Source organism: Sphingomonas caeni (assembly GCF_026013415.1).
Classification (GTDB): domain Bacteria; phylum Pseudomonadota; class Alphaproteobacteria; order Sphingomonadales; family Sphingomonadaceae; genus Sphingomonas; species Sphingomonas caeni.
This window is the reverse complement of record NZ_JAPDOK010000003.1, coordinates 292,079-312,793: the sequence shown is the minus strand read 5'-3', so window position 1 is coordinate 312,793 and position 20,715 is coordinate 292,079. Positions and strand designations below refer to the sequence as shown.

The window sequence follows — 20,715 nt, the reverse complement described above, 5'->3', positions numbered from 1 at the left end:
GTAATCTATGGAGCCGTGACGCGCGGCTCAAGCGCGCGCGGCCAAGCTTTGCTCCGAGGGTCCCAAGCGCGGCTTGTGCTCGGCAAGCAGCGCGGGCGGGAGGATGTGGAGGACCGGACCCGCGGTGTAGAGCAACGCTGCCTCGATGGTCCGTCCGGGGAAGATCACCGCCAGCGCCGCGGCATAGGCCGCCATCTGGCGGAGGTGATAGGCAGGGATTTCGTCCGGACCGGGCGCGCGGCGGCCGGTCTTGAAATCGACCACCCGGACGCGGCCGTCCTCGACCACCAGTCGATCGACCGTACCCGAGACCACCACGCCATCGACCACCGCCGCGATCGGCGCCTCGGCAAGCGCGCCCTCCCCGAAGAGATCGGCGAAGCGCGGATCGCGCGTCACCGCCAGCGCGGCCCCGGCAAGCTCGGCGCGCGCAGCCGCATCGGCGACGCCCCCCGCGCCCGCCAGCCAACGCTCCGCCGCCGCCGCGCGCGCCTCGGGCGCGACCGAGGGCAGCCGTTCGAGCAACGCATGGATCAACCGCCCCCGCTCCGCCGCCGCGCGCATCGCAGGCGTAGGCGGCGGATCGGCAACCAGATCCTCGCCGAGCGACGACGGCGCAAGCGGACGCGGCGGGCGGGCCTCCTCGGGCGCCTGCTCGCCGAGCCATGACGGGACCGCAGGCTCGGCGGTCAGCTGCGCCATGGCCTCGGTCAACACCGCCACCGGCGGTTCGGGCTGGAGCCCGCGAAATTCGAGCACCCCCTCGCCCGCCACGCCCAGCCCCGCCAGCGCCCGCGACGCCGCCGAATACCAGCTCGCCTCAGGCGGCACGCCCTTGGCCTGGGGGCCCAGCGCCCCCGCGATCACCAGCCGTTCCTCGGCCCGCGTCGCGGCGACATAGAAGAGCCGCCAATGCTCGGCGAGCTCACGCTCGTCCTGCTCGGCGATGGCGGCATCGAGCGGCCCGCCGCGCTCGGCAGCGCGCGGGCGGAAGATCGGGAAGCGCTCCCCGTCATGCCCCTCGGGCGCCCAGAGCAACGTGTCGCGCCGGTTGTTGGCCGGATCGATCGCCGCATCGGCGAGGATCACCAGCGGCGCCTGCAGCCCCTTCGCGCCATGCGCGGTCATCACCCGCACCGTGCCCGCGGGCTGCGCCGCATCGCGCACGATCTCGACATCGCCGCGATCGAACCAGTCGAGGAAGCGCTGGAGCGAGGGCGTCGCCACGTTTTCGAAATTGAGCGCGGCGTTGAGCAATTCCTCGATCGGATCGCGCGCCTCCGCCCCCAGCCGCAGCAGCAGCTTGCGGCGGCCCTGGAGCGGGCCGGACAGGATTTCCTCGAGAAAGCGATAGGGCGTGGTGAAGTCCGCCCGCCGCAGCAATTGCTCGAGCGGCGCGATGCGATCGGCGAAGTTCGCGCGCAGGTGCCGCCACAGGCTCACGCGCCCGCGCACGGCGGTCTCCAGCAACTCCTCCTGGCTCCACCCGATCAGCGGCGACACCAGCAGGCTCGCGAGCGACAGGTCGTCGTCGGGCTGGAGCACGAAGCGGATCGCCGCGAGCAGGTCCTGCACCGCGAGCGGCGCGTTGAGCCTGAGGCGATCCACCCCCGCCACCGGCACGCCCTCGGCATAGAGCCGCGCGACGATCAGCGAGGCGAGATCGCCGCGGCGCTTGACGAGGATCATCACATCCTCAGGGCGGAGCTTGCGCCCCTTGCTCTCCAGCATCATCCCCGAGGCGAGCCAGCCCTTGATCGCGCGTGCGATATCGCCGGCCAGCTTGCGCGTGGCATCGCCGATCCATTCCTCCTCATCGGCGTCGCCGCCGCCCTCGACGGTGACCGGCCACAGCGTGACGCTGCCCGGTCCGTCGATCATGCTGGCATGCGCTTCGAGATCGCTCAGCGCGCCCATCCCCGGCTCGGGCAGGGTCGCCAGCGCCGCGTCGACGAACTGGAGCACCGGCCGGGTCGAGCGGAAGCTATGGGTGAGCGACAGCGTCTCCAGCTCGCGCGCCTCGACCTCATAATCGGCATAGAGGGTCGCCAGCCGCGCGAACCGATCGTGCGCGGCGCGAAAATAGATCGGATCGGTGCCCTGGAAGCCGAAGATCGCCTGTTTATAGTCGCCCACCGTGAACAGCGTCCGGGCCGCGCGGGGCCGCACGCCTTCGCCGCTGAAGAACTCGTCCGCGATCGCCGCGACGATCGCCCATTGGCGCGGATTGGTATCCTGCGCCTCGTCGATCAGCACATGCTCGGTCGCCTGATCGAGCTTGAAGCGCACCCATTCGCCCATGCCGGGCTGGCCGAGCAGCGCCACGGTGGCGCGGATCAGATCGTCGAAGTCGACCGCCCCGGCGCGGCGCTTGGCAGCGGCATAGGCGCGGGCATAGTCGCGGCCGGCCGCCAGCCCGGCGGCCAGCAGATCGGCATAATCGGCAAGGGCTTTCATCCCCAGCAGCTCGGCGCAGCGCGCACCCAGCGCCTCGGCCATGGCTTCGTAGCCGGGATCGGTCTGCACCAGCTTGGGCGAGATTTTCCGGGGCTCGCCCTTCTGCGTGAGGAACACGCCGGCCAGATCGCCCAGCGCCGCCGCCCGTCCGGCCGCATCCAGCGCCAGCCAGCGTCCAACCGCGTCAGCAGCGCCCAGTCCGGTCGCGGTCCCCCAGTCCCGGTTCGCCGCCACGATCCGGCGCAGGCTCGCCACATCGAACCGGTCATCGCCGCACGATGCGGCAATCGCCGCGTCGATATCGCCGCCCGGCAGCCCGAAGCTTGCGCGCAGGAACGGCTGTACGCCGCTCGGCAACCCCTCCAGCCCCTCGGCCGAGCGCGCGCAGGTCCGCAGGAAACCCTCGGCCCCGCCCTCGCCCAGCCTCAGGCTCAGCCCACCGACCTGCTCGACCAGGCCCCCACGCCCCTCGCGCTCGGCCTCGACCAGCATCCCCGCAAGCGCCTCGCGCGCCAGCACATATTCCTCGCGTGCGTCGAGCGGGCGGAAGCCAGGCACCAGCCCCGCCTCGACCGGGAAGGCGGCCAGCAGGCTCTGGCAGAAGCTGTGGATCGTCTGGATGCGCAGGCCCCCGCCCGGCGCATCGAGCACCCGCGCGAACAGGGTCCGCGCCCGCGCCCGGCTCTCCGGCGCGATGCTCTCGCCCAGCGCCTCCAGATCGTCGACCAGATCCTTCTCGTCGGCGCGAACCCAATGCGCCAGCCGCGCGGTGATCCGCTCGGCCATCTCCGCCGCGCCCGCCTTGGTGAAGGTGAGACACAGGATCGCCGAAGGATCGACGCCCGACAGCAACAGCCGCCAGACGCGCGCGGCGAGCACCTGCGTCTTGCCCGTCCCGGCGGAGGCGGACAGCCAGACGTTGCGCGCGGGATCGCTCGCCGCGCGCTGGTTGCCCCTGAGGGGGTGGAGGCGCCTAATCGCGCCCATACCACTCATCCAGACGCATCAGCTGGTCATAGTCCGCGTACGGCGCATATTCGGGGTGGAGCTTGGCGGTGAAGGGCGCGTCGCCCGTCAGCCACGCCTGCACCGCCTCGTGGAAATTGCTCCCGGCGATGCTCACAAACTCGTCCGCCGGGATCGGCTCCTTCTTGCGCGGCGAGACGGGGGAATCGATGAAGCCGAAGCTGCTGCCCTTGCGCGCCAGCGACCAATATTCGAAGGCGGTCGCGGTGCCGCGCACCGACTCGAACCCACCCTCCTCCGCGATCAGCCCGAGCAGCCCGAGCTGAAGGCTGTACCCCGCGCGGACCGATCGGGTGCTCGGCGGCTGGCCGGTCTTGTAGTCGACGATCGCGAGGCTGCCGTCCGGCATTTGGTCGATCCGGTCGAAGCGCCCGCTCAGCATCACCCCCGCAAACGGGATCTCGCCGCGCTGCTCCACCGCGAGCACCACACGCCCTTCCGCCTTCTGCGCCGCGATTTCGCCCGCGATCCAGTCGATCGCCTCCATCAGCCGCGGCTGCCACAAGGCGCGCATCATCGGATGCGTCCGCTCGTCGGCCAGCATCGCCTCGGCATGGCCGCGCAGCGTCTCAGGCGTGCAGCCATCGACTTCGAACCATTTCTGAAGAACCTCGTGCACCGCCGTGCCCCGCCACGCCGCGCTGGGATCGGCATCGACCGGATCGAGGCGCGAGAGCTGGAGCATCTTGCCCGCGTAAAAGGCGTAGGGGTCGGCCTTGAGGCGATCGACCTCGGTGACCGAAATCGCCTTGGGCCGAGCGGCGGCGGGCGGCGCGGGCTCGGGGCGCTCCGCGGGTTCATGCGCCCCCGGATCGTCGACCGCGCGGAGCCACCGCTCCAGTTCCTCCGCCCGGTCGAGCCCGCCCGACAGCGCCTCCAGCCGCAACCAGAAGCGCGAGGCGATGGTGGGTGCCGAGGCGTCGCGGCGCGCGCGCGTGAGGATCACCTCGGGCGCGCCGAGCCCTCCGGCCAGATCGTGCGCGGCCAGCCCGATCCGCCGCTCCAGCCCCGGCAGCCCCAGCTCGGCGCGGATGCGCGGCGCAAGCCACGGATCGGGCGCGGGCAGGCCCGGCCATACGCCCTCGTTGAGCCCGGCAAGGATCATCAGATCGGCGGTCTGCAGCCGCGCCTCGATCAGGCCGAGGATCGCCAGCCGCGGATGCCCGCCCTGCGGAGGCCGCACCGCCACCTCGTCCATCAGCGTGCGCAGCATCGGCGCAAGGCTCGCGGGTTCGAGCAGAGCCGGACCGTGCACCGCCTCGCGCTCCAGTGCGTCGAGCAGATCCGCCGCCGCGCGCCCCTCCGCCCGGCTCCAGAGAGCATCGCCCCCCAGTGCCGAAGCCGCCTCGCGCAGCGCCCCCAGCAGCGGCGCGATCGGCGCCGCCCCGCCCGCAAACACCGCCTCGACCGGCGCCAGCAACGCCCTCGCCGCCGGCCACCAGCGCTGGGCCGCGCGCCGGATATCCTTGTCACGCCCCTCCTGCTCGGCGAGGTGGCGGTCGATCCCCGTCAGCCCCGGGGCGGGCCGCGGCCCCCGCAGCGCGCGGTCGAGCAGGCGCACCCCTTCCAGCCATGCCGGCCGGTCCTCGGGGCTGGCCAGCGGGTGCTTGAGCAATGTCAGGAGCGCCATCGGCGCGAAGGCCTGGCTCGCCGCCTCGGCCAGCGCGAGCAGCAGCGTCCCGGGCGGAAGCACGGAGAGCGGCTGGCCCGCCGAATCGTCGATCGCGATCCCCCAGCGGCCCAGATGCGCCGCCACCCGAGCGCCCAGCGCCCGATCGGGCGTCACCAGAGCCGCGGTCCGACCCGGCGTCTCGAGCACCTCGCGCAGCGCCAGCGCGATCGCCTGCGCCTCCTCGGCGGGGGTCGCCACCTCCAGCGCGCGCACTCCCTCCAGCTTGCGCTCGCTCGCCTTGAGCGTGGTCCAGCCGACGGTCAGCTCGGCGGGGGCGAAGGCCGAGGCGATGGCGCGGCTGCGCGCGGGCGGGGCATCATGCTCGCTCGCCGCGCGCCACGGATCGAATTCGTCGCGGCGCACCCCCATCCGGTCGAGCAGCAGCTTCAGATGGAATTGCGGATGCGTCTCGACCGATCGTTCGCGGCCGCCATCCTTCGCCGGATGCGGCCCCAGCGAGTCCCATTCGGCGTCGGCGATGCCGGTCGCCAGCCCGGGCAGCACCACCATCCCCTGCGGCATCTCCGCCACCACGCGCAGCAGCCGCGCGATCGAGGGCGCCGAGGTGGTGATGCCCGCCGCGCACACGAAACCCTGGGGCGGCGCGGCGCGCCACCGTTCCGTGACCCGCGCCAGCAATTGCCTGCGCCGTTCGGCCAGGTCGATGCGGCCCAGCGTCGCCAGCTCCGCCGGCCAGCGTTTGACCACCAGCTCGAATAGCTCGAGCGACCTGGCCCAATGCACCGAAAGCTCCGGCCCGAGATCGAGCGCCGCCACCGCGGCAGGATCGACCTCCTCGACCAGCAGCTGATCGAGCGTCGCCGCCAGTTCCCCCGCCAGCCGCACCGCCTCCGCGGTATCGGTTCCCGGCCGCGCCGCGACGATCAGCCGGGCGAGGACCATCCGCCGCTGGAGCGGATCGACCGCCGGTGGCACGGGCGAGGCATCGCCGGCGGCATCGAACACCGCTTCGTCGAGCTCGGGATCGCCCACCGCGACGAGCCGGGGAAGGAGCAACCCGCCCTCGCTCGCGCGCACGAACGCATCCTGGATCGCCCGCTTGGCGCGGTTGCTCGGCACCAGCACGGTGCCGCGCGCCAGCCGCATCGGCTCCGCCCCGAACCGCCGGATCAAGCCGATCGCAAGCGAGTCGGCAAAGGCGCGGTGCGGGGGGATGGTGTAGAGGTGGAGGCGGGTGGGCACCTAGTCAGGCCATGTGCTCAGACCGCGCTCATAGATGCGTAGCGCTTCGGTCAACGCCGCCTTTTCGCGCCGCAGCCGCCATGCGAGGAATTCAGCCTGGATCAGGACGATGGCAGCGACGGGAAGCGCCAGCATGGAACTGGTCTTGCCAGCCAGCACCCACGCGATCCCGGTGACGATGATGACCAGGCAGCCGAGCCGCATCGTCCAGATCGCGAAAAGCTTCGTGCCCGTGCCGGGCCTCAGGCTCGGCCGGCCACTTCCGGGATCGGTGTAATATTTCTCCGAAGTGTCGAACATGCGCCAGCTTGTCACGCCCGGCGAGGGTTCTCAAGCATCCGCCAGCGCCGCTTCGGTCTCGCCGATCGCCTTCGGGGTACCGACATCGAACCACAGCCCCTGATGCACCGCGCCCCAAGCCCGGCCGGCCTCGATCGCGCGGTCCCAGAAGAGATTGGTCGAGAAGGGCCCCTCGGGCCAATCGCGGATCACCCGCGGCGACAGGATCTGCACCCCGGTGTTCACGAACGGCGCGAGCCGCCCGGGCTTGCGGCGCTCGACGATCCGGCCGAACGCATCGATCCGGAAATCGCCGCGCCCGCCATGGCTGCTGGCGCGCGCCAGCGGCACCATCAGCAGCAGCGCGTCCATCCGCGCATCGTCCCATTGCGCGGCGAGCTGGCGGATCGCGTCGATCGGGCCGTCGACCCACAGATTATCGCTGTTGACGCACAGGAACGGCTTGTCGCCCAGCCATTCGCGCGCCTGCACGAGACCGCCGCCCGTCTCCATCAGCTGCGAACGCTCGTCCGAGACGATGATCTCGATATCCTTCACCCGCGCCTTCAGATGCGCCTCGAGCTGGTCGGCGAGATAATGGACGTTGACGATCGCGCGTTTCACCCCCGCCGCGCGCAGCCGATCGAAGACATGGTCGATCAGCGCCTTGCCGCCGACCTCGACGAGCGGCTTGGGGCGCGTCGCGGTGAGCGGGCGCATCCTTTTGCCCAGCCCGGCCGCCATCACCATCGCGGTCTCGGGCACCGCCACGTCCGGATTGGGGCGGATCGAAAAGGTCCCCTTGCGTTTCATGCGCCGGCAATCGCCATCGGGTCGCCGCGCATCCCGGCGGGCAGGTTGGCGTCGAACCAGTCGGCGACGGGCTTGAGCGCCGGATGCGCGAGATCGCGCTCCAGATAGCGCCACACGCGCGGGCAAAGCGTCGGATAGCGCGGCTTGCCGTCGCGCTTCCACAGGCGCGTGAAGATGCCGACGATCTTGGCGTTCCGCTGCGCGCCGAGCACATGATAGGCGACATCGAACGCGTCGCCCGCGCCGGTGATCCGTTTGTACCGGTCGAGCATCGCGATCTCGAGCTCGGCGGGCACGTCGCGCCGCGCATCCTGGAGCAGCGAGACGAGGTCATAGGCCGGATGCCCCGCCAGCGCGTCCTGGAAATCGAGCAAGCCCAGATCGTCGCTGCCGGGGATCAGCATGATATTCTCGGCATGATAATCGCGCAGCACCGTGACCGGCGGATGATCGAGCACCGGCTCGAGCACCGCGTCCCACGCCGCGCGATAGGCATCGGCATCGGCATCGATCCCGATCGCCGGGCAATACCATTCAGTGAGCAGCCCGGCCTCACGGTGATAGACTGCCATGTCATAGGGATCGACCGGCGCGGCCTCGTGCTTGTGGAGGTCGATCAGGATGTCGATCGCCGCCTCGTACAGCCGCAGCTCGCTCTCGGGCGCGGCATCGACGGTCTCGCGCATGCGGGCGTCGCCGAAATCCTCGATCAGCACCAGGCCCTGCTCCAGATCCTCATGGAGGATCGCGGGCGCCGCAAAACCCTTGCCCGTCAGCCATTTGGCGATCGAGATGAAGGGCCGCGGATCCTCGTGCGGCGGCGGCGCGTCCATCAGGATCGCGCTGCGTCCGCCCATCACCGCGCGGAAATAGCGCCGGAACGAGGCGTCCCCGGCGACCGGCAATATCTCGGCTCCCGCCCATCCCGCGTCGGCGAGAAAAGCAGGCGCAGCGGCAGGAGGATTCATATCGGCCATCGGCTCTCCCAAGCCGGGGGCACCCGGGCTGTCAAGGCGCGCGCGCCGTCGTTAAGCACGTCGAGGGTGAGCCACAGCGCATCGCCCCACGCGCCCTCCCCCAGCCGCTCGGGCCATTCGACGATCAGCAGCGAATCGGTCCGCGCCTCGTCGAGCCCCAGTTCCTCCACCTCCGCCGGGTCTTCGATCCGATAGAGGTCGACATGGAGCACCGGAAAGCGGACTTCGGGCGGATCATAGGGCTGGACGATCGCGAAGGTCGGGCTCGGCGCCTCGCCCGTTAGCCCCAGCGCCGCGAGCAACCCACGCGCGATGCTGGTCTTGCCCGCGCCCAGATCGCCCGACAGCGCGATCACGTCCCCCGGCCGCGTCACCGCCGCCAGCCGCGCGCCGAATGCCAGCGTCGCTTCGAGACCGTCGAGCCGCGTCAATGCTCGGTCTCGCTCTCGCTATCCTCGCCCGAAGCGCTCAGCGTCCCGACAAACCACAGGGCAATGCAGATGCCGCCCAGCGCCAGCAATGGGGTGGCGATATAGCGCGTCCATCCCTCCACCAGCGCCCCCGCCCCGCCAAGCGCCATCAGCGCCACGACCAGCGCGTCACGCTGCTTCCGCCGCGAGGCGCGGGCGGCCCAGATCTCGTAGAGAAAGATCAGCGCGACGATCAGCAGCACTGCCGCCGCCATCCATTGCAGATCGGCGGGCAGCCACCCGACCAGCCCCAGCACGCCCGCGAAAATCCCCACGCGCAGCGCGAGTTCGGCGGGCGCAAGCTCGGTCACTGGCGCGGCAGCTCCACCGTCACCAGCGTCCCCTCGCCAGGTTCGGAGATCAGCCGGATCTGCCCGCCATGCGCCTCTACGAACTGCTTGGCGAGCGGCAGGCCGAGCCCCAATGCGCGCTCGCCGTTGCGCGCGATGCCGTGCTGGGCGAAGCGGTCGAACGCCTTGGCCTGCGCCTCGTCGCTCATGCCGGGCCCGTCATCCGACACGATGATCCGCGCGACGCGCTGGTTGCCGTCGAGATGGAGCAGCACGCGGCCCTTCTCGGGCGTCCCGGCGACCGCATGGCGCAGCAGATGCTCGATCACCTGCCGCAGCCGCCGCGGATCGCCCATCACGCTGCCCGCGGTCCCCGCCATCTCGACCGCCAGGTCGATCGCCTTGGCCTTGGCGAGCGGCGCCACCGTCTCGGCGGCACTATGCGCCGCCAGCTCCAGATCGACGCTCTCGCGCTCGAGCGGCGCGGCTTCGCTGCCCGTCAGATCGAGCACATCGTCGATCAGCGCACCCAGCCGCTCGACCGACACGAGGATCGCCTCGGTATATTCGGCACCATTCTCGCTCAGCTTCCCGGCAAAGCCGCCATGCAGCATCTCGGCAAAGCCCTTGATCGAGGTGAGCGGCGTGCGCAGCTCGTAGCTCATGTTCGCCACGAACGCGGTCTTGACCGCGTCGGCCGCGACCAGCGCCTCGTTGCGGTCCCTCAGCGCGCGTTCCACCCGGTGCCGGTCGCTGGTGTCGAGCATCGTCAGCAGCGCATTGCCGTCGGGCAAGGGCACCGCGGCGATATCGAACCAGCGCCCGTCCTTGAACGCGATCGTGCTGCCGCGCTGCTGGCGGTCCTTGGCGGCCGAGCGGATCAGGTCGCCGATCGTCTCGGCCTGTCCCGGCCGGGCGAGCCTGGGCGCGGCGGCCTTGGAGAGCGTAGCGATCTGCGGATGCCCGTCGAGGAACCCTTCCTCGAAATCCCAGACCGCGCTGAACTTGCGGTTCCAAAGCGCCAGCCGGCCCTTGCCGAACACCGCGACCGCCTCGCTGAGGCTTTCAAGCGTCGCGGTGCGCACCTGCTGCATCTCGCCATGCTCGCGCTGGAGCTCCAATTGCTGGGTGCGGTCCTCGAAGATCAGCAGCAGCCCGCCCTCGGGCAGCGGCTGGGCGACGACGCGCAGATGCGCCTGCCCCACCGTCCAGGTCTCCTCGACCGCATCGGGCGCCACGAACCATTCGCGCCGCTCATTCTTCCATGCCGGGAAGTCGCGGACATCGGGGATGCGGTTCGCCTCGCGCATCCGTTCGAGCACGCGGTCGAATTCGGGCCGGTCCGCGAGCCATTCATTCTTCATCGCGAACATGCGCCGGAACGGCTGGTTGGCGAAGACGAGGCTGCGGTCGCTGCCGAACTGCGCGACGCCCGCGCTCATCCGGTCGAGCATGGCGCGCTGCGCCTCGCCGAAGCGCTTCATGCCGCCGCGCAGCTGCTCCAGTTCCTCGATATCGACCGCGAAGCCCGCCACGCCGCCGGTCGGCAGCGGCACGTCGTGGAGGCGCAGCATCTTGCGCGCGCCGCCCATCGTCGCGGGCATGGCGGCCGTCTGCGGCTCCTGCGTGTCGCGCGCGATCGCGGCGTTGGCGAGCGGCCCGCCCAGCCCCGCGCCTTCGACCAGCTCGAGCCCGCGCGCGACGACATCCTCGGCATCCTTGCCCTCGACCGCCTGGACATAGGCCGAGTTGACCATCAACAGCTTGAGATCGGGCCCGCGATACCACATCGGCATCGGCGCGGCCTCGATCAGCGCGGTGAGCGCGTCGAACGCCACGCGCAGCCGCCCGGCGTCGCGCTGGAGCCGGCTGATCTCCTCCTGGCTCTCGGTCGTATCGAGGAACCACAGCACCACGCCCCCGGGCGCGCGGACGGCCTGCGGAGCGCGGTCGCCCACCACCAGCAACGCCCGTTCCGAACCCTTGGCGCGCACCGAAAGCGTGAAGGGCCGCGCCGCCTTTTGTGCGGCGGTGATCTGTTCGGTCAGTGCCGCGGCGTCCTCGGTCACCAGTCCGCCCTCGGGATCGGCCAGCTCGCTCAGGTCGCGCGGGACCGTCTCCAGCCCCAGCCAGTCCGCCAGCCGCCGCGACAGCTCGACGCGCCCGTCCGCGCGCACCACCATCGCCTGCGCCGGAGACGCGCCCAGCATCGCCAATAGCCGCGCGTTGCTCTCCGCAGTCTCGCGCGCGCTCGCACGCGCCCTGAGCCCGCCGAGCAGCGCCCAGGTCGCCACGACGATCAGCAGCGCCACCGCCGCCCCGGCGATCGCCGCCGCGGATTGCGAAATCTCGATCAACGCCCGCACCGTGGAATCATGCCTGGACCCTTAGGGTCTCAGACGCGACTGTCCAATACATGGCCGGGCGAAAACCGCCGAAACCTCCAGTCAGATACGGCGAACATAGCCTGCGAAATCATCCCACGCCGCCTTGGTCTCGTTGAGGCCGAGGCCGACCAGGTCGAGATCGATCTCCTCGCGCGCGCCGGAAAGCGCCTGAGCGACCGCCCCGGCACGGTCCTTCACCACCTGGGTCATCATCGCGATGCGAGTCAGCTCCTCCATCAGCGCCAGCCGGCCACTGGCGAACGCGTCGCCGCAATCGATGAAATCCAGCATCTCGTTATATTCGCGCAGATATTCCTGATGCTGCGCATCCTGGCGAGCAAATTCGGCCTTGAGCCGCGCCACTTCGCGCTCGCCCTCGCCCGGCGAGGGGCCGCGCGGAAAGCGCGACGGACGCCACACCGGCTCGCCCTCGATCTCCTCATCCTCGGTGCGGCGCCGTGGCAAGCCGCGCTGGACACGATCGATCTGCCGGACGCGATCCTCGGCGAGCTGGCGATCGGAGACCAAGCTGGTCCGCTCGACGCTCCGCCGTCTCCCCTCCGCCTTGAAGACATTCTCAACTTTGGGATGATTGTCGAGCACGGCTTGGTGAAAGGCGAGGAATCGGGCGCGCAGCGAGCCGGCGCGACGGATCGGCGGATCGACAGCCGCCTGTACGCTGGCGAACCGCTCGACGATCGGCGCGAGCCGGGTCGGGTCGATTCCCCGCCGCGCGCCCTTGGGCGGTATCGCCTCGCGCACTGCCTCGATCCCGCCGACCACGACGGGATGCGCACGCGCCGTCTCTTCCGGCAGTTCGCGCTCGAGCGCCGGACGGATCTCGTTGCGCCACGATCCCAGCAGCGTCTGGAAATCGAGCAAGGTCCGTGTGGTGGTGCCCGCCATCCAATAGCGCCGGGCGTCGAGCGCGAGGATCGGATCGATGCTCTTTGCCACCGCGCTCACCGCCGCGGCGAGATTCAGCCTTTGCTCGCGCACGGCGTTCATCGGGTCAGGCCGCCTTCGTCGCGATCTCGGCCTTGACGATGGTGGTTGCATGCATCTTGTTGGCGAACTCGACCAGCTGACGCCAGCTCTCCCGCGACAGGTTGAGGTCGAGCTGGGCGCTCAGCGCGTCGAATTCGGGGTCCTCCTCCGGCTCGCCGTCCTCGGGCTTGCCCTCGGTGCGCTTTTCGATCGCGGTAATCGCCTTGAGTACCGCGGCGAGCTTGCCCTTGAGCGTGCTCCACATCGCCAGCACGTCGCCCATCGCCTTGCTGGCCTTCTCATTCTCGGTCACGATCGTGTCGAAGGCGGAGCCCGTGTTTTCGAGCCAGCTGTGGAGCTTCTGCTCGTCGGAGAGCTTGCCCGCCAGCTCACCCAGCCGGACCATGTCGGCTTCCATCATCTGCTTGGCCCTGATGCCGCTATAGAGACCATAGCCGTAGACGCCCGCACCGATCACTGCGATGGCAACCAGCGCCCAACCCGCGGTGACGATCGTGGCGATGCCGACCACGATGACCGCGCCGATCGCGAGCCAACCGCTGGTTTCCTTCGCCTTGCGGGCATTCGCGAGATTCTGCTCGATCTGCTTTTTGAGCTCCTGATACTCCTTCAGCCGGACGTCGCTCTTCGCCTTTTCGGTGCTCGCGGCCTGGGCGGCGCGCTTGAACGCGCCGTGCTGATCGATCAGCGCGTTGGTGAACTTCTGGAGGTCCTGCTGGAGCTTGAGGATCACCTTTTCCTGATCGGTCAGCGCTTTGCTGAGCCGCCTGACGAGCTTCTTCAGCAAATCCAGCTCATCATCGCTCAGGTTCACCTCGGGGATCGAGGTTCCGGCGGGAACGGTCTTGTTCTTGATCCCGGCGCGGATCGCCTTCGCGGTCTTACGGCGCTCCCGGACCGCGTTCAGGATCGTTTCGATCTCAGCAGCGGTGCCCATGAAGTTGTTCGAATAGTTGATGATCGCCAGTGGCACTTTCGAGAAGATCTCGGGCCGCAGATTCGTCACCCAGTCCTTGGCCTGGACCTTCGCAAGGTCCAGTGCTGCCTTGCTCTCCGCGAACCAGGCCGGGCCAGCGCCGCCGTCGGGATGCGGGCGCGGCTCGAGGTCCAGCAGCGAATAGCAATAGGCGGTCACGATCGCCGCGGAGCTCGCCTGGGCATTGAGCAGCGCGGGCGTGGCGGCCGGCGGCGCAACGCTCGAATCGGGTGCGGATTTGATCTTCAGTTCGGCTGGTTCGGCCATGACTTCCCCCTGTTCGGCAATAGACGGAAACGACGGGCGAGCGGGTCGCCCGCTCAGGCGACCACGCGCAGCGCCGGCGTGACCTCGATCCGCTCGATCTCGGGCGGCGGGGCGGCGGTCAGCAGCGAATCCTGGATCTTCTTCGCGGTTTCGGAGAGCCCGCGCCAGATCGCCGCGGCGGCGTCGATCTGGCGAAGCTCGGCGATCCTGCCCGGCGGATCGCCCGCCCGGAGCGCATCGATCGCCGAATCGAGTTTCGCGATTTCGGCATTCCACATCACGATCAGCGCCGTCGATGCCTCGCTCGGCGCCTCGAGGCTGTCGCGCAGCGCGTCCAGATTGTGCGACACCGCCTGGCTCACCACCATCTTCTGGCTCACCTGCGAGATCGCGCTGATCTTGGCCACCACCTGTTCGATCTTGTCGCGCGCCTCCTTGAGCGCGGTGTTCGAGGTATATTGCCAATAAGCCAGCATCACGAGCGCCATCAGCAGCGCCGCCGGCGCGCCCTTGGTCAGCACCTTGGTCGTGATCAGCGAGCTGGAGATCGCCTGCTTCTTCCAGAACACCGTGGCGATATTGGTGACGATCCCGCCGCTGGCGGGCCACAACACCGCTTTCGCGGTCTCGGCGCCCTTGCTCAGCTTCGAGCCGGGCGAGGCGTCGTCGAGCCGGACATTGGCCACCTCGAGTTCCTTGAGCAGCGCATGCAGCTCGGCCTCGAGCTTGCGCACCGCGCCGGCATCGGTCTTGTGCTTGGCGTCGGCGTCCTTGCGGGCTGCGGTGAGCTGCGGCTTGAGCGTCCGGACCAGGCCGCGCAGCCGGTCTGTCGACGCCGCCGCCTCGGAAAGCGCAGCCGACGTATTCGCGGCCAAGAGGCGCTGCCGCTGAAGCCGCGCCAGCAGCGCCTTGGCGGCGCCTTCCTCATCCTCGCGGGCGAGGTGCATCAACTGCGCGATCGAGGTGAAATCATTGGAATAGTCGATCACCGACTGGGTCATCATGCCGAAAAAGGCGGGCGACTCCACCGTCACCCATTGGCGGCCCTGCTGCTTGACCTTGAAGAGCCCCTGCTCGAACGTCTGGCGCCATGGCTCGTCAGGCTCGAGCGGCGGAATCTCGCTATTGAGGATGGCGTGCATGATCGTGACATGATCGCGCCGCGCTTCCTCCGCCCGGCTCAACGCGCGCACGAAGTCCTTGCTGTCCGGTGCAAGCATAATCCCCTCCAGAATGCCGACGACTCGCAGGGGAATGCTTTCACCACATCATTGTCATTTCAAGGCCGTCACGAAAATTAATGGATCAGTATTTGGACCATTTTGGTTGATAACAGAAAAGGCCGGAGCATTGCCCCGGCCTTTCTTCTATGCGGCGATTTCCCGCGGTCAACTCAGTAGCGGTAGTGATCCGGCTTGAACGGCCCCTCGACCGGCACGCCGATATAGCCGGCCTGCTTCGGGGTCAGCTTCGACAGGTTCACGCCCAGCTTCTCGAGGTGCAACGCCGCGACCTTCTCATCGAGATGCTTGGGAAGCACATAGACCTGGTTCTGATACTGCTCGCCCTTGGTCCACAGCTCGATCTGCGCCAGCGTCTGGTTAGTGAAGCTGGCCGACATCACGAACGACGGATGGCCGGTCGCGCAGCCCAGGTTCACCAGGCGGCCCTTGGCGAGCACGATGATCTGCTTGCCGTCGGGGAACTTCACCAGATCGGTGCCCGGCTTCACTTCGGTCCACTCATAGTTGCTGAGCGCGGCGATCTGGATCTCGCTGTCGAAGTGGCCGATGTTGCACACGATCGACATCGGCTTCATCGCCTTCATGTGATCGGCGGTGATGACGTCGGCATTGCCCGTCGCGGTGCAGAAGATGTCGGCGCGCTTGACCGCCTCTTCCATCGTCACGACCTCGAAGCCCTCCATCGCCGCCTGCAGCGCGCAGATCGGGTCGATTTCGGTGACCATCACGCGCGCGCCGCCGTTGCGGAGCGACTGGGCCGAGCCCTTGCCGACATCGCCGAAGCCCGCGACGCAGGCGACCTTGCCGGCGAGCATGACGTCGGTGGCGCGGCGGATCGCATCGACCAGCGACTCCTTGCAGCCGTAAAGGTTGTCGAACTTCGACTTGGTGACGCTGTCGTTGACGTTGATCGCCGGGAAGGGCAGCTCGCCCTTCTTGGCGATCTCGTACAGGCGGTGGACGCCGGTGGTGGTCTCTTCCGAAACGCCCTTCAGGTTCTTGACCGTCTCGGTGAGGTAGCCGGGGTACTTGGCGATGAACGCCTTGAGCGCGCGCTGGAACTCGACTTCCTCGTCATTCTCGGGCTCGCCCAGCGTGTGGCCGGCCTCGAGCTTGGCGCCCCAAAGCGCAAACATCGTCGCGTCGCCGCCGTCGTCGAGGATGATGTTGGCGGTGGTGCCGTCGGTGTCGGCGCCCCAGTTGAAGATGTCGCCGACATAGTCCCAATATTCGGCCAGGCTCTCGCCCTTCACCGCGAACACCGGCACGCCGGTCGCGGCGATCGCGGCGGCGGCATGGTCCTGGGTCGAGAAGATGTTGCACGTCGCCCAGCGGACCTGCGCGCCGAGCGCGGTCAGTGTCTCGATCAGCACCGCGGTCTGGATCGTCATGTGGAGCGAACCGGTGATCCGCGCGCCCTTGAGCGGCTGCGACGCGCCGAATTCCTGCCGCAGCGCCATCAGGCCCGGCATCTCGGTCTCGGCGATCTCGATTTCCTTGCGGCCGAAATCGGCCAGCGCGATGTCCGCGATCACATAGTCGGGTTTGTCGACGACGGTAGCCACTGCTGCGTTCTCCATTGGGAATCTGCGGGCCGGAATCGCATCCCGGCCACGATGCCCGCGCCCCTACAGGGTTAGATGGAGGCGCGCAATCGAAATATAAAGATATCTTTATATGATACAAAAAGGACCGCGGCGTTTCCGCCACGGCCCCTTCCGATAGTCCTGCGAAAATCAGGCGTAACGCGGCGCGCAATAGCGCCAGTTCGCCCCGCTGGTCAGCGACAGCGTCGATCCGGTGACGTTGGTGAAACGCATCCGGAACTCGTCGTCGCCCTCGATCCAGGCCTGCCACACGATCCCCGCCGGCGGCACGGCGCTGTTATAGGGGTGGACGATCACCGACTGCTTGTTCCACTTGATGCCGGTGACCGCGAAGACCTCGGTCACGCTCGAATTGGCCGCGATGCTGGTCGTGGTCGATGAGACGATGCCCTGCTGCAGGCCCAGGATCTTGGTGCCGTCCTTCAGGTACAGCTCGCCGTTCACCTTGATCGGCGCGTTCGAATATTCGCCCACGCCGCCGTTCGAGGCCAGCGCACCGCGAACGTTGAGCACGACCGGCAGCACCCCGCCTTCCCATTTGGCGGGATCGCTGAACTGGACATAGGCGCTGCCATAGCAGTCCTCGAAGCGCCAGGTGATGCCGCTCGATCCGCTGCCCTCGGTCGCCGCGCCATAGCCGTTGCCCCCCGCATGATAGAACCAGCGGCCGTACGGATTGGGGTTGGTGACCGCATTGTAGGTGCCGCCCGGTACCGGCGGATTGCCGAGATAATTGATGCCCTTGATCAGGATGTCGCAGTTCACCGAGTCCTTGGCGTCGTAGATGGCGGCGGGATATTGGGTCCACAGCGTGTCGATCACCACCTGGCCGGTGGCGCGGATCTTGAAGTTGAGCTTCGAGCTCGGCGCCTCGGCATGGAACATGTGGACATGGAACTGCTTGATCGTGGTCGCGCCCTGATAGTCGAAGTGCAGGTCGTACTTGGCGCCCGCGCCTTCGGAAATGCAGCCGCTCATCCGCACCGCGTCGGAACCGAAGATGCCGAACGCCGAATCCTGCGAGGGATGGCCGAACACGCGGCAATTGTCGAAGACGCTGACATTGCAACCCGATCCGCTGACCGTCGCGCTGGTCCACAGCAGCGAGCCGGTCAGGAAGGAGTCGGCCGCCTGGATCACCGCGGCGCGCTTCACGCAGTAGAAATAGCGGTTGTCGCGCCACGCGCTGGCGATGCAGAAGGTGCCGATCGAGCCATAATCCAGATTGGCGAAATAACAGGACCGGACGACCGAGGTATAGGTCGCCATCAGGTGCAGGCCGACCTGCCCCGTGGTCTGATTGCCCTCGAAATTGATGTTGTGGATGTCGAAGGCATTCTGGCCGATCGCGACGTCCGCGGCCGACTGGGTCGCAAGCGGCGGACAGCCGAGGATCGTGATCGCCTGGTCGGTGCGCAGCGTCGCGCCGGCGCCGTCGATGTCCATCTGGGTGAAGACCGACACCTTGGGCAGCAGCAGCGGGTCATGGACATAATATTTCGCGCCCATGAAGTTGACCGGATAGGGCGTGCCCTTCGCGGTGACGAAGTCGAACATCGCCTGGATCGCGGCGCTGTCGTTGGTCGAATTGTCGCCCTTCGCGCCGAACATGAAGGGGTTGAGGATATTCTCGCTCAGCTCCCAATAGGTGCCTTCGGCGGTGCGCAGCCAGCCATTGTGCGACGGCACCGAAGCGACGCGCTTGTACAGTGCCTGGCCGCGATCGCCGGTGGCGGCGTAGCCCGTGGTGTAGATCGCCGTGACCGTCTCCGGCGCGGTGCGCTTCTTCGCCGCATCGCGGCTGCGGATCACCAGCACGCCATCGGCGGTGCCTTCGTCGTACACGCGGACCGGATCGATGTCGTACAGCGTCGTCGTACCCGCACTATCGGTCACCTTGATGCGATAGGTGATCGACGGATCGAGATAGATCGGCGCGAACATACCCGCGACGCCGGCGCTTTGCGGGTTGCTGCCCGCGGTGGTGCCGGCCGCGTCGGTATAATAGGTCGCAGCCGTCGTGGTGCCGGTCAGATAGACGTACAATTTGGCGTTCGCCGGCACGGCGTCGAGCGTGAATTGAGATAAGTTCATGATTTGTTCCTTCGCAAGGCATGGCAAGGCCCTTTCGGGAAAAGGCCCCGCCGGTTTCATCAATGTCAGATCCCCGATCCCATCCGCCGCGGGGAACGGCGAATCATGGGGTGGCAGGCGAAATCCTACATTGCAATCGGCGCGATCGGGCTATCCCCGGCGCGGCGCGGCGTAGCTCCAGATCGCCCCCGGGGTCAGCGCGATCGGCTTGGCGGTCACGTTGGTGAGCCGCAGCGTCATCGCGCCGTCACGCTCGATATAGGCGTTCCACACTATCCCCGGCGGCGGGGCGTGCCCGCCATATTGCGGGTTGAGCGCCAGCGAATGGAGCAAGGCGTTCAGCCCCGGCACCTCGAAGGTCTCGTCCACGCTCGCATTGGCGGGGACGAGCGCGGTCTTCGCCGTCACCGTTCCGGCCAGCACGCCCGCGAGACGGCTTCCATCGCCGAAGCCGATCGGCGAGGCGAAGGTGATCGGCGCGTTCGACCATTCCAGCACCCCCTCGTTGCGGGCCTGATTGCCGCGGACATAGACCATTTCGGGCAGCTTCCCGCCCTCCCAGCGCTCGGGATCACGGATCTGCTTCCAGGCGTCCTCCACGCAATCCTCGAAGCGGAAGCTCGTCCCGCCCGATCCCCAGCGCTCGGTCGCGGCGCCGAAGCCGTTGCCGCCGGCGCCATAGAACCAGCGCCCCTTGGGATTGGGCCCGTCCGCGCGCGCCGCGGGCAGCTCGCCCAGCCAAGCCAGCCCGCGCACGATCACCTCGCAATTGACCGATCCCTGCATGTCGAGGAGCGCGGCCGGGTAGCTGCGGATGATCCGCTCGATCCACACCTTGCCCGATGCCCGGATCTTGAAGTTGAGCTTTCCGTTGGGGGCTTCGCAGTGGAACATGTCGATATGGAACTGCTTGACCGTTCCTGCGCCCTGATAGTCGAACTGCACGTCGATATTGGCGCCATGCCCTTCCGAGATGCAGCCGTTGATCCGCACCGCGTCCGACCCGAAAATGCCGAAGGCCGAGACTTGCCTGGGGTGGCCGAACACGCGGCAATTCTCGAAAACGGTGACGTTGCTCGCCGAATTGGTCTCGACCGCGCCGGGCCAGATCGGGCCCGAATCATAGCCGGTGCCGGTCTGCACCACCGCCGCGCGCTTGTGGCAAAGGTGATAGAGATTGTCGCGCCACGCGCTGCCCAGGCAAAAGCTGCCAATCGAGCCATAGGCGAGCCGCGCGAACAGGCAGTTGCGCACGACATTGCCATAGGTGGCGCCGAGATGTAGTCCCACCTGCCCGTCCAGGCCGTCGCCCTGGAACTGGAAATGGTGGATGTCGTAATGCGAGCCGTTGATCGCCCGCATCGCCGCGTCCTGATTGGCGGGGATGCGGCTGAAGATCGTGATCGGCTGGTCGCTGAAGAGCGTCGCGCCGCCCCCATCGATATCGAGCGCGACGAAGGGCGGGACGCTGGGCAGCCTCACGCCCTTCGCCAGATAGTAGCGCGCGCCCATGAAGCCGACCGGATAGGGATCGCCTTTGGCCTCCATATAGTCGAACATCGCCTGGATCGCGCCGCTGTCATCGACCCTCGATTTCGCCCTGGCGCCGAACATGAAGGGGTTGAGCCGGTTCTCCGCCAGCTCCCACCAGCCGCCATCCGCCGAGCGGAACTTGGCGGTATGTCCGGGCTCGGCGGCAACGCGCGCATAGAGCGCCTGTCCGCGATCCCCGGCGCGCGCAAAGCCGGCGCAGAGCACCGCGCTGGTCCCCGCCGCGATCCGTGCGCGGGCGGCGGCGTTGCGGTTGGGGAAGGTCTGGACGTTTCCGCTGTCTTCGTCGCTGGCGGCGCCCTGAGCGGCGGCGAAAGCAGGAGTCGCGGCAGCCGCGGCAGCGGCGCCGATCAGGGTACGGCGGGAGGTTGTTCGCATCGGGCAAGCCTAGCCT

The 20,715-nt window shown here is 68.3% G+C and carries 14 protein-coding genes; all 14 read right to left on the bottom strand.

The features are described 5' to 3' along the window. Positions 1-27 precede the first annotated feature (27 nt). On the bottom strand, positions 28-3,453 hold the full coding sequence (gene addA / locus OF829_RS10120; RefSeq protein WP_406701421.1) for a double-strand break repair helicase AddA: 3,426 nt from the start codon (positions 3,451-3,453) through the stop codon (positions 28-30). Beyond that, positions 3,431-6,358: a double-strand break repair protein AddB gene (gene addB, locus OF829_RS10115; RefSeq protein ID WP_264939887.1), complete on the bottom strand. Its 2,928-nt coding sequence runs from the start codon at positions 6,356-6,358 to the stop codon at positions 3,431-3,433. Before addB ends, addA begins: the two co-directional genes overlap by 23 nt. Further along, positions 6,359-6,658 (bottom strand): hypothetical protein, encoded by a 300-nt coding sequence (locus tag OF829_RS10110; RefSeq protein WP_264939886.1) that lies wholly within the window; start codon positions 6,656-6,658, stop codon positions 6,359-6,361. A 30-nt stretch (positions 6,659-6,688) separates the two neighbouring features. Further along, entirely contained in the window at positions 6,689-7,450 is a 762-nt protein-coding gene (locus OF829_RS10105) for a nucleotidyltransferase family protein (RefSeq protein WP_264939885.1), read from the bottom strand. Beyond that, positions 7,447-8,418: an aminoglycoside phosphotransferase family protein gene (locus OF829_RS10100; RefSeq protein WP_264940184.1), complete on the bottom strand. Its 972-nt coding sequence runs from the start codon at positions 8,416-8,418 to the stop codon at positions 7,447-7,449. The genes OF829_RS10105 and OF829_RS10100 overlap by 4 nt, the downstream gene beginning before the upstream one ends. Continuing rightward, positions 8,415-8,858 (bottom strand): tRNA (adenosine(37)-N6)-threonylcarbamoyltransferase complex ATPase subunit type 1 TsaE, encoded by a 444-nt coding sequence (tsaE, locus tag OF829_RS10095; RefSeq protein ID WP_264939884.1) that lies wholly within the window; start codon positions 8,856-8,858, stop codon positions 8,415-8,417. The genes OF829_RS10100 and tsaE overlap by 4 nt, the downstream gene beginning before the upstream one ends. After that, complete coding sequence (locus tag OF829_RS10090) at positions 8,855-9,208, bottom strand: hypothetical protein (protein ID WP_264939883.1); 354 nt, start codon at positions 9,206-9,208, stop codon at positions 8,855-8,857. Before OF829_RS10090 ends, tsaE begins: the two co-directional genes overlap by 4 nt. Next, positions 9,205-11,544: a PAS domain-containing sensor histidine kinase gene (locus tag OF829_RS10085; protein ID WP_264940183.1), complete on the bottom strand. Its 2,340-nt coding sequence runs from the start codon at positions 11,542-11,544 to the stop codon at positions 9,205-9,207. Before OF829_RS10085 ends, OF829_RS10090 begins: the two co-directional genes overlap by 4 nt. A 90-nt stretch (positions 11,545-11,634) precedes the next feature. Continuing rightward, positions 11,635-12,582 (bottom strand): hypothetical protein, encoded by a 948-nt coding sequence (locus OF829_RS10080; protein ID WP_264939882.1) that lies wholly within the window; start codon positions 12,580-12,582, stop codon positions 11,635-11,637. A gap of 4 nt (positions 12,583-12,586) precedes the next feature. Continuing rightward, positions 12,587-13,825, bottom strand: coding sequence for a hypothetical protein (locus OF829_RS10075; protein WP_264939881.1), 1,239 nt, complete (start codon positions 13,823-13,825; stop codon positions 12,587-12,589). 53 nt (positions 13,826-13,878) lie between these two features. Beyond that, on the bottom strand, positions 13,879-15,045 hold the full coding sequence (locus tag OF829_RS10070) for a hypothetical protein (protein WP_264939880.1): 1,167 nt from the start codon (positions 15,043-15,045) through the stop codon (positions 13,879-13,881). A gap of 173 nt (positions 15,046-15,218) precedes the next feature. Beyond that, a complete protein-coding gene (ahcY, locus tag OF829_RS10065) occupies positions 15,219-16,649 on the bottom strand; it encodes an adenosylhomocysteinase (protein WP_406701420.1) in 1,431 nt (476 codons plus the stop codon). Between the two features lie 156 nt (positions 16,650-16,805). Beyond that, positions 16,806-18,770, bottom strand: coding sequence for a glycoside hydrolase family 55 protein (locus OF829_RS10060; RefSeq protein WP_264939878.1), 1,965 nt, complete (start codon positions 18,768-18,770; stop codon positions 16,806-16,808). 150 nt (positions 18,771-18,920) lie between these two features. Beyond that, complete coding sequence (locus tag OF829_RS10055) at positions 18,921-20,699, bottom strand: hypothetical protein (protein ID WP_264939877.1); 1,779 nt, start codon at positions 20,697-20,699, stop codon at positions 18,921-18,923. Positions 20,700-20,715 lie beyond the last annotated feature (16 nt).

Excerpts from the sequence above, each read along its gene's own strand:
- OF829_RS10055 (WP_264939877.1), bottom strand. The coding sequence starts at position 20,699 with ATGCGAACAACCTCCCGCCGTACCCTGATCGGCGCCGCTGCCGCGGCT.
- OF829_RS10080 (WP_264939882.1), bottom strand. The coding sequence starts at position 12,582 with ATGAACGCCGTGCGCGAGCAAAGGCTGAATCTCGCCGCGGCGGTGAGC.
- OF829_RS10105 (WP_264939885.1), bottom strand. The coding sequence starts at position 7,450 with ATGAAACGCAAGGGGACCTTTTCGATCCGCCCCAATCCGGACGTGGCG.
- OF829_RS10110 (WP_264939886.1), bottom strand. The coding sequence starts at position 6,658 with ATGTTCGACACTTCGGAGAAATATTACACCGATCCCGGAAGTGGCCGG.
- ahcY (WP_406701420.1), bottom strand. The coding sequence starts at position 16,649 with ATGGAGAACGCAGCAGTGGCTACCGTCGTCGACAAACCCGACTATGTG.
- OF829_RS10100 (WP_264940184.1), bottom strand. The coding sequence starts at position 8,418 with ATGAATCCTCCTGCCGCTGCGCCTGCTTTTCTCGCCGACGCGGGATGG.
- OF829_RS10070 (WP_264939880.1), bottom strand. The coding sequence starts at position 15,045 with ATGCTTGCACCGGACAGCAAGGACTTCGTGCGCGCGTTGAGCCGGGCG.
- addA (WP_406701421.1), bottom strand. The coding sequence starts at position 3,453 with ATGAGTGGTATGGGCGCGATTAGGCGCCTCCACCCCCTCAGGGGCAAC.
- OF829_RS10075 (WP_264939881.1), bottom strand. The coding sequence starts at position 13,825 with ATGGCCGAACCAGCCGAACTGAAGATCAAATCCGCACCCGATTCGAGC.
- OF829_RS10060 (WP_264939878.1), bottom strand. The coding sequence starts at position 18,770 with ATGAACTTATCTCAATTCACGCTCGACGCCGTGCCGGCGAACGCCAAA.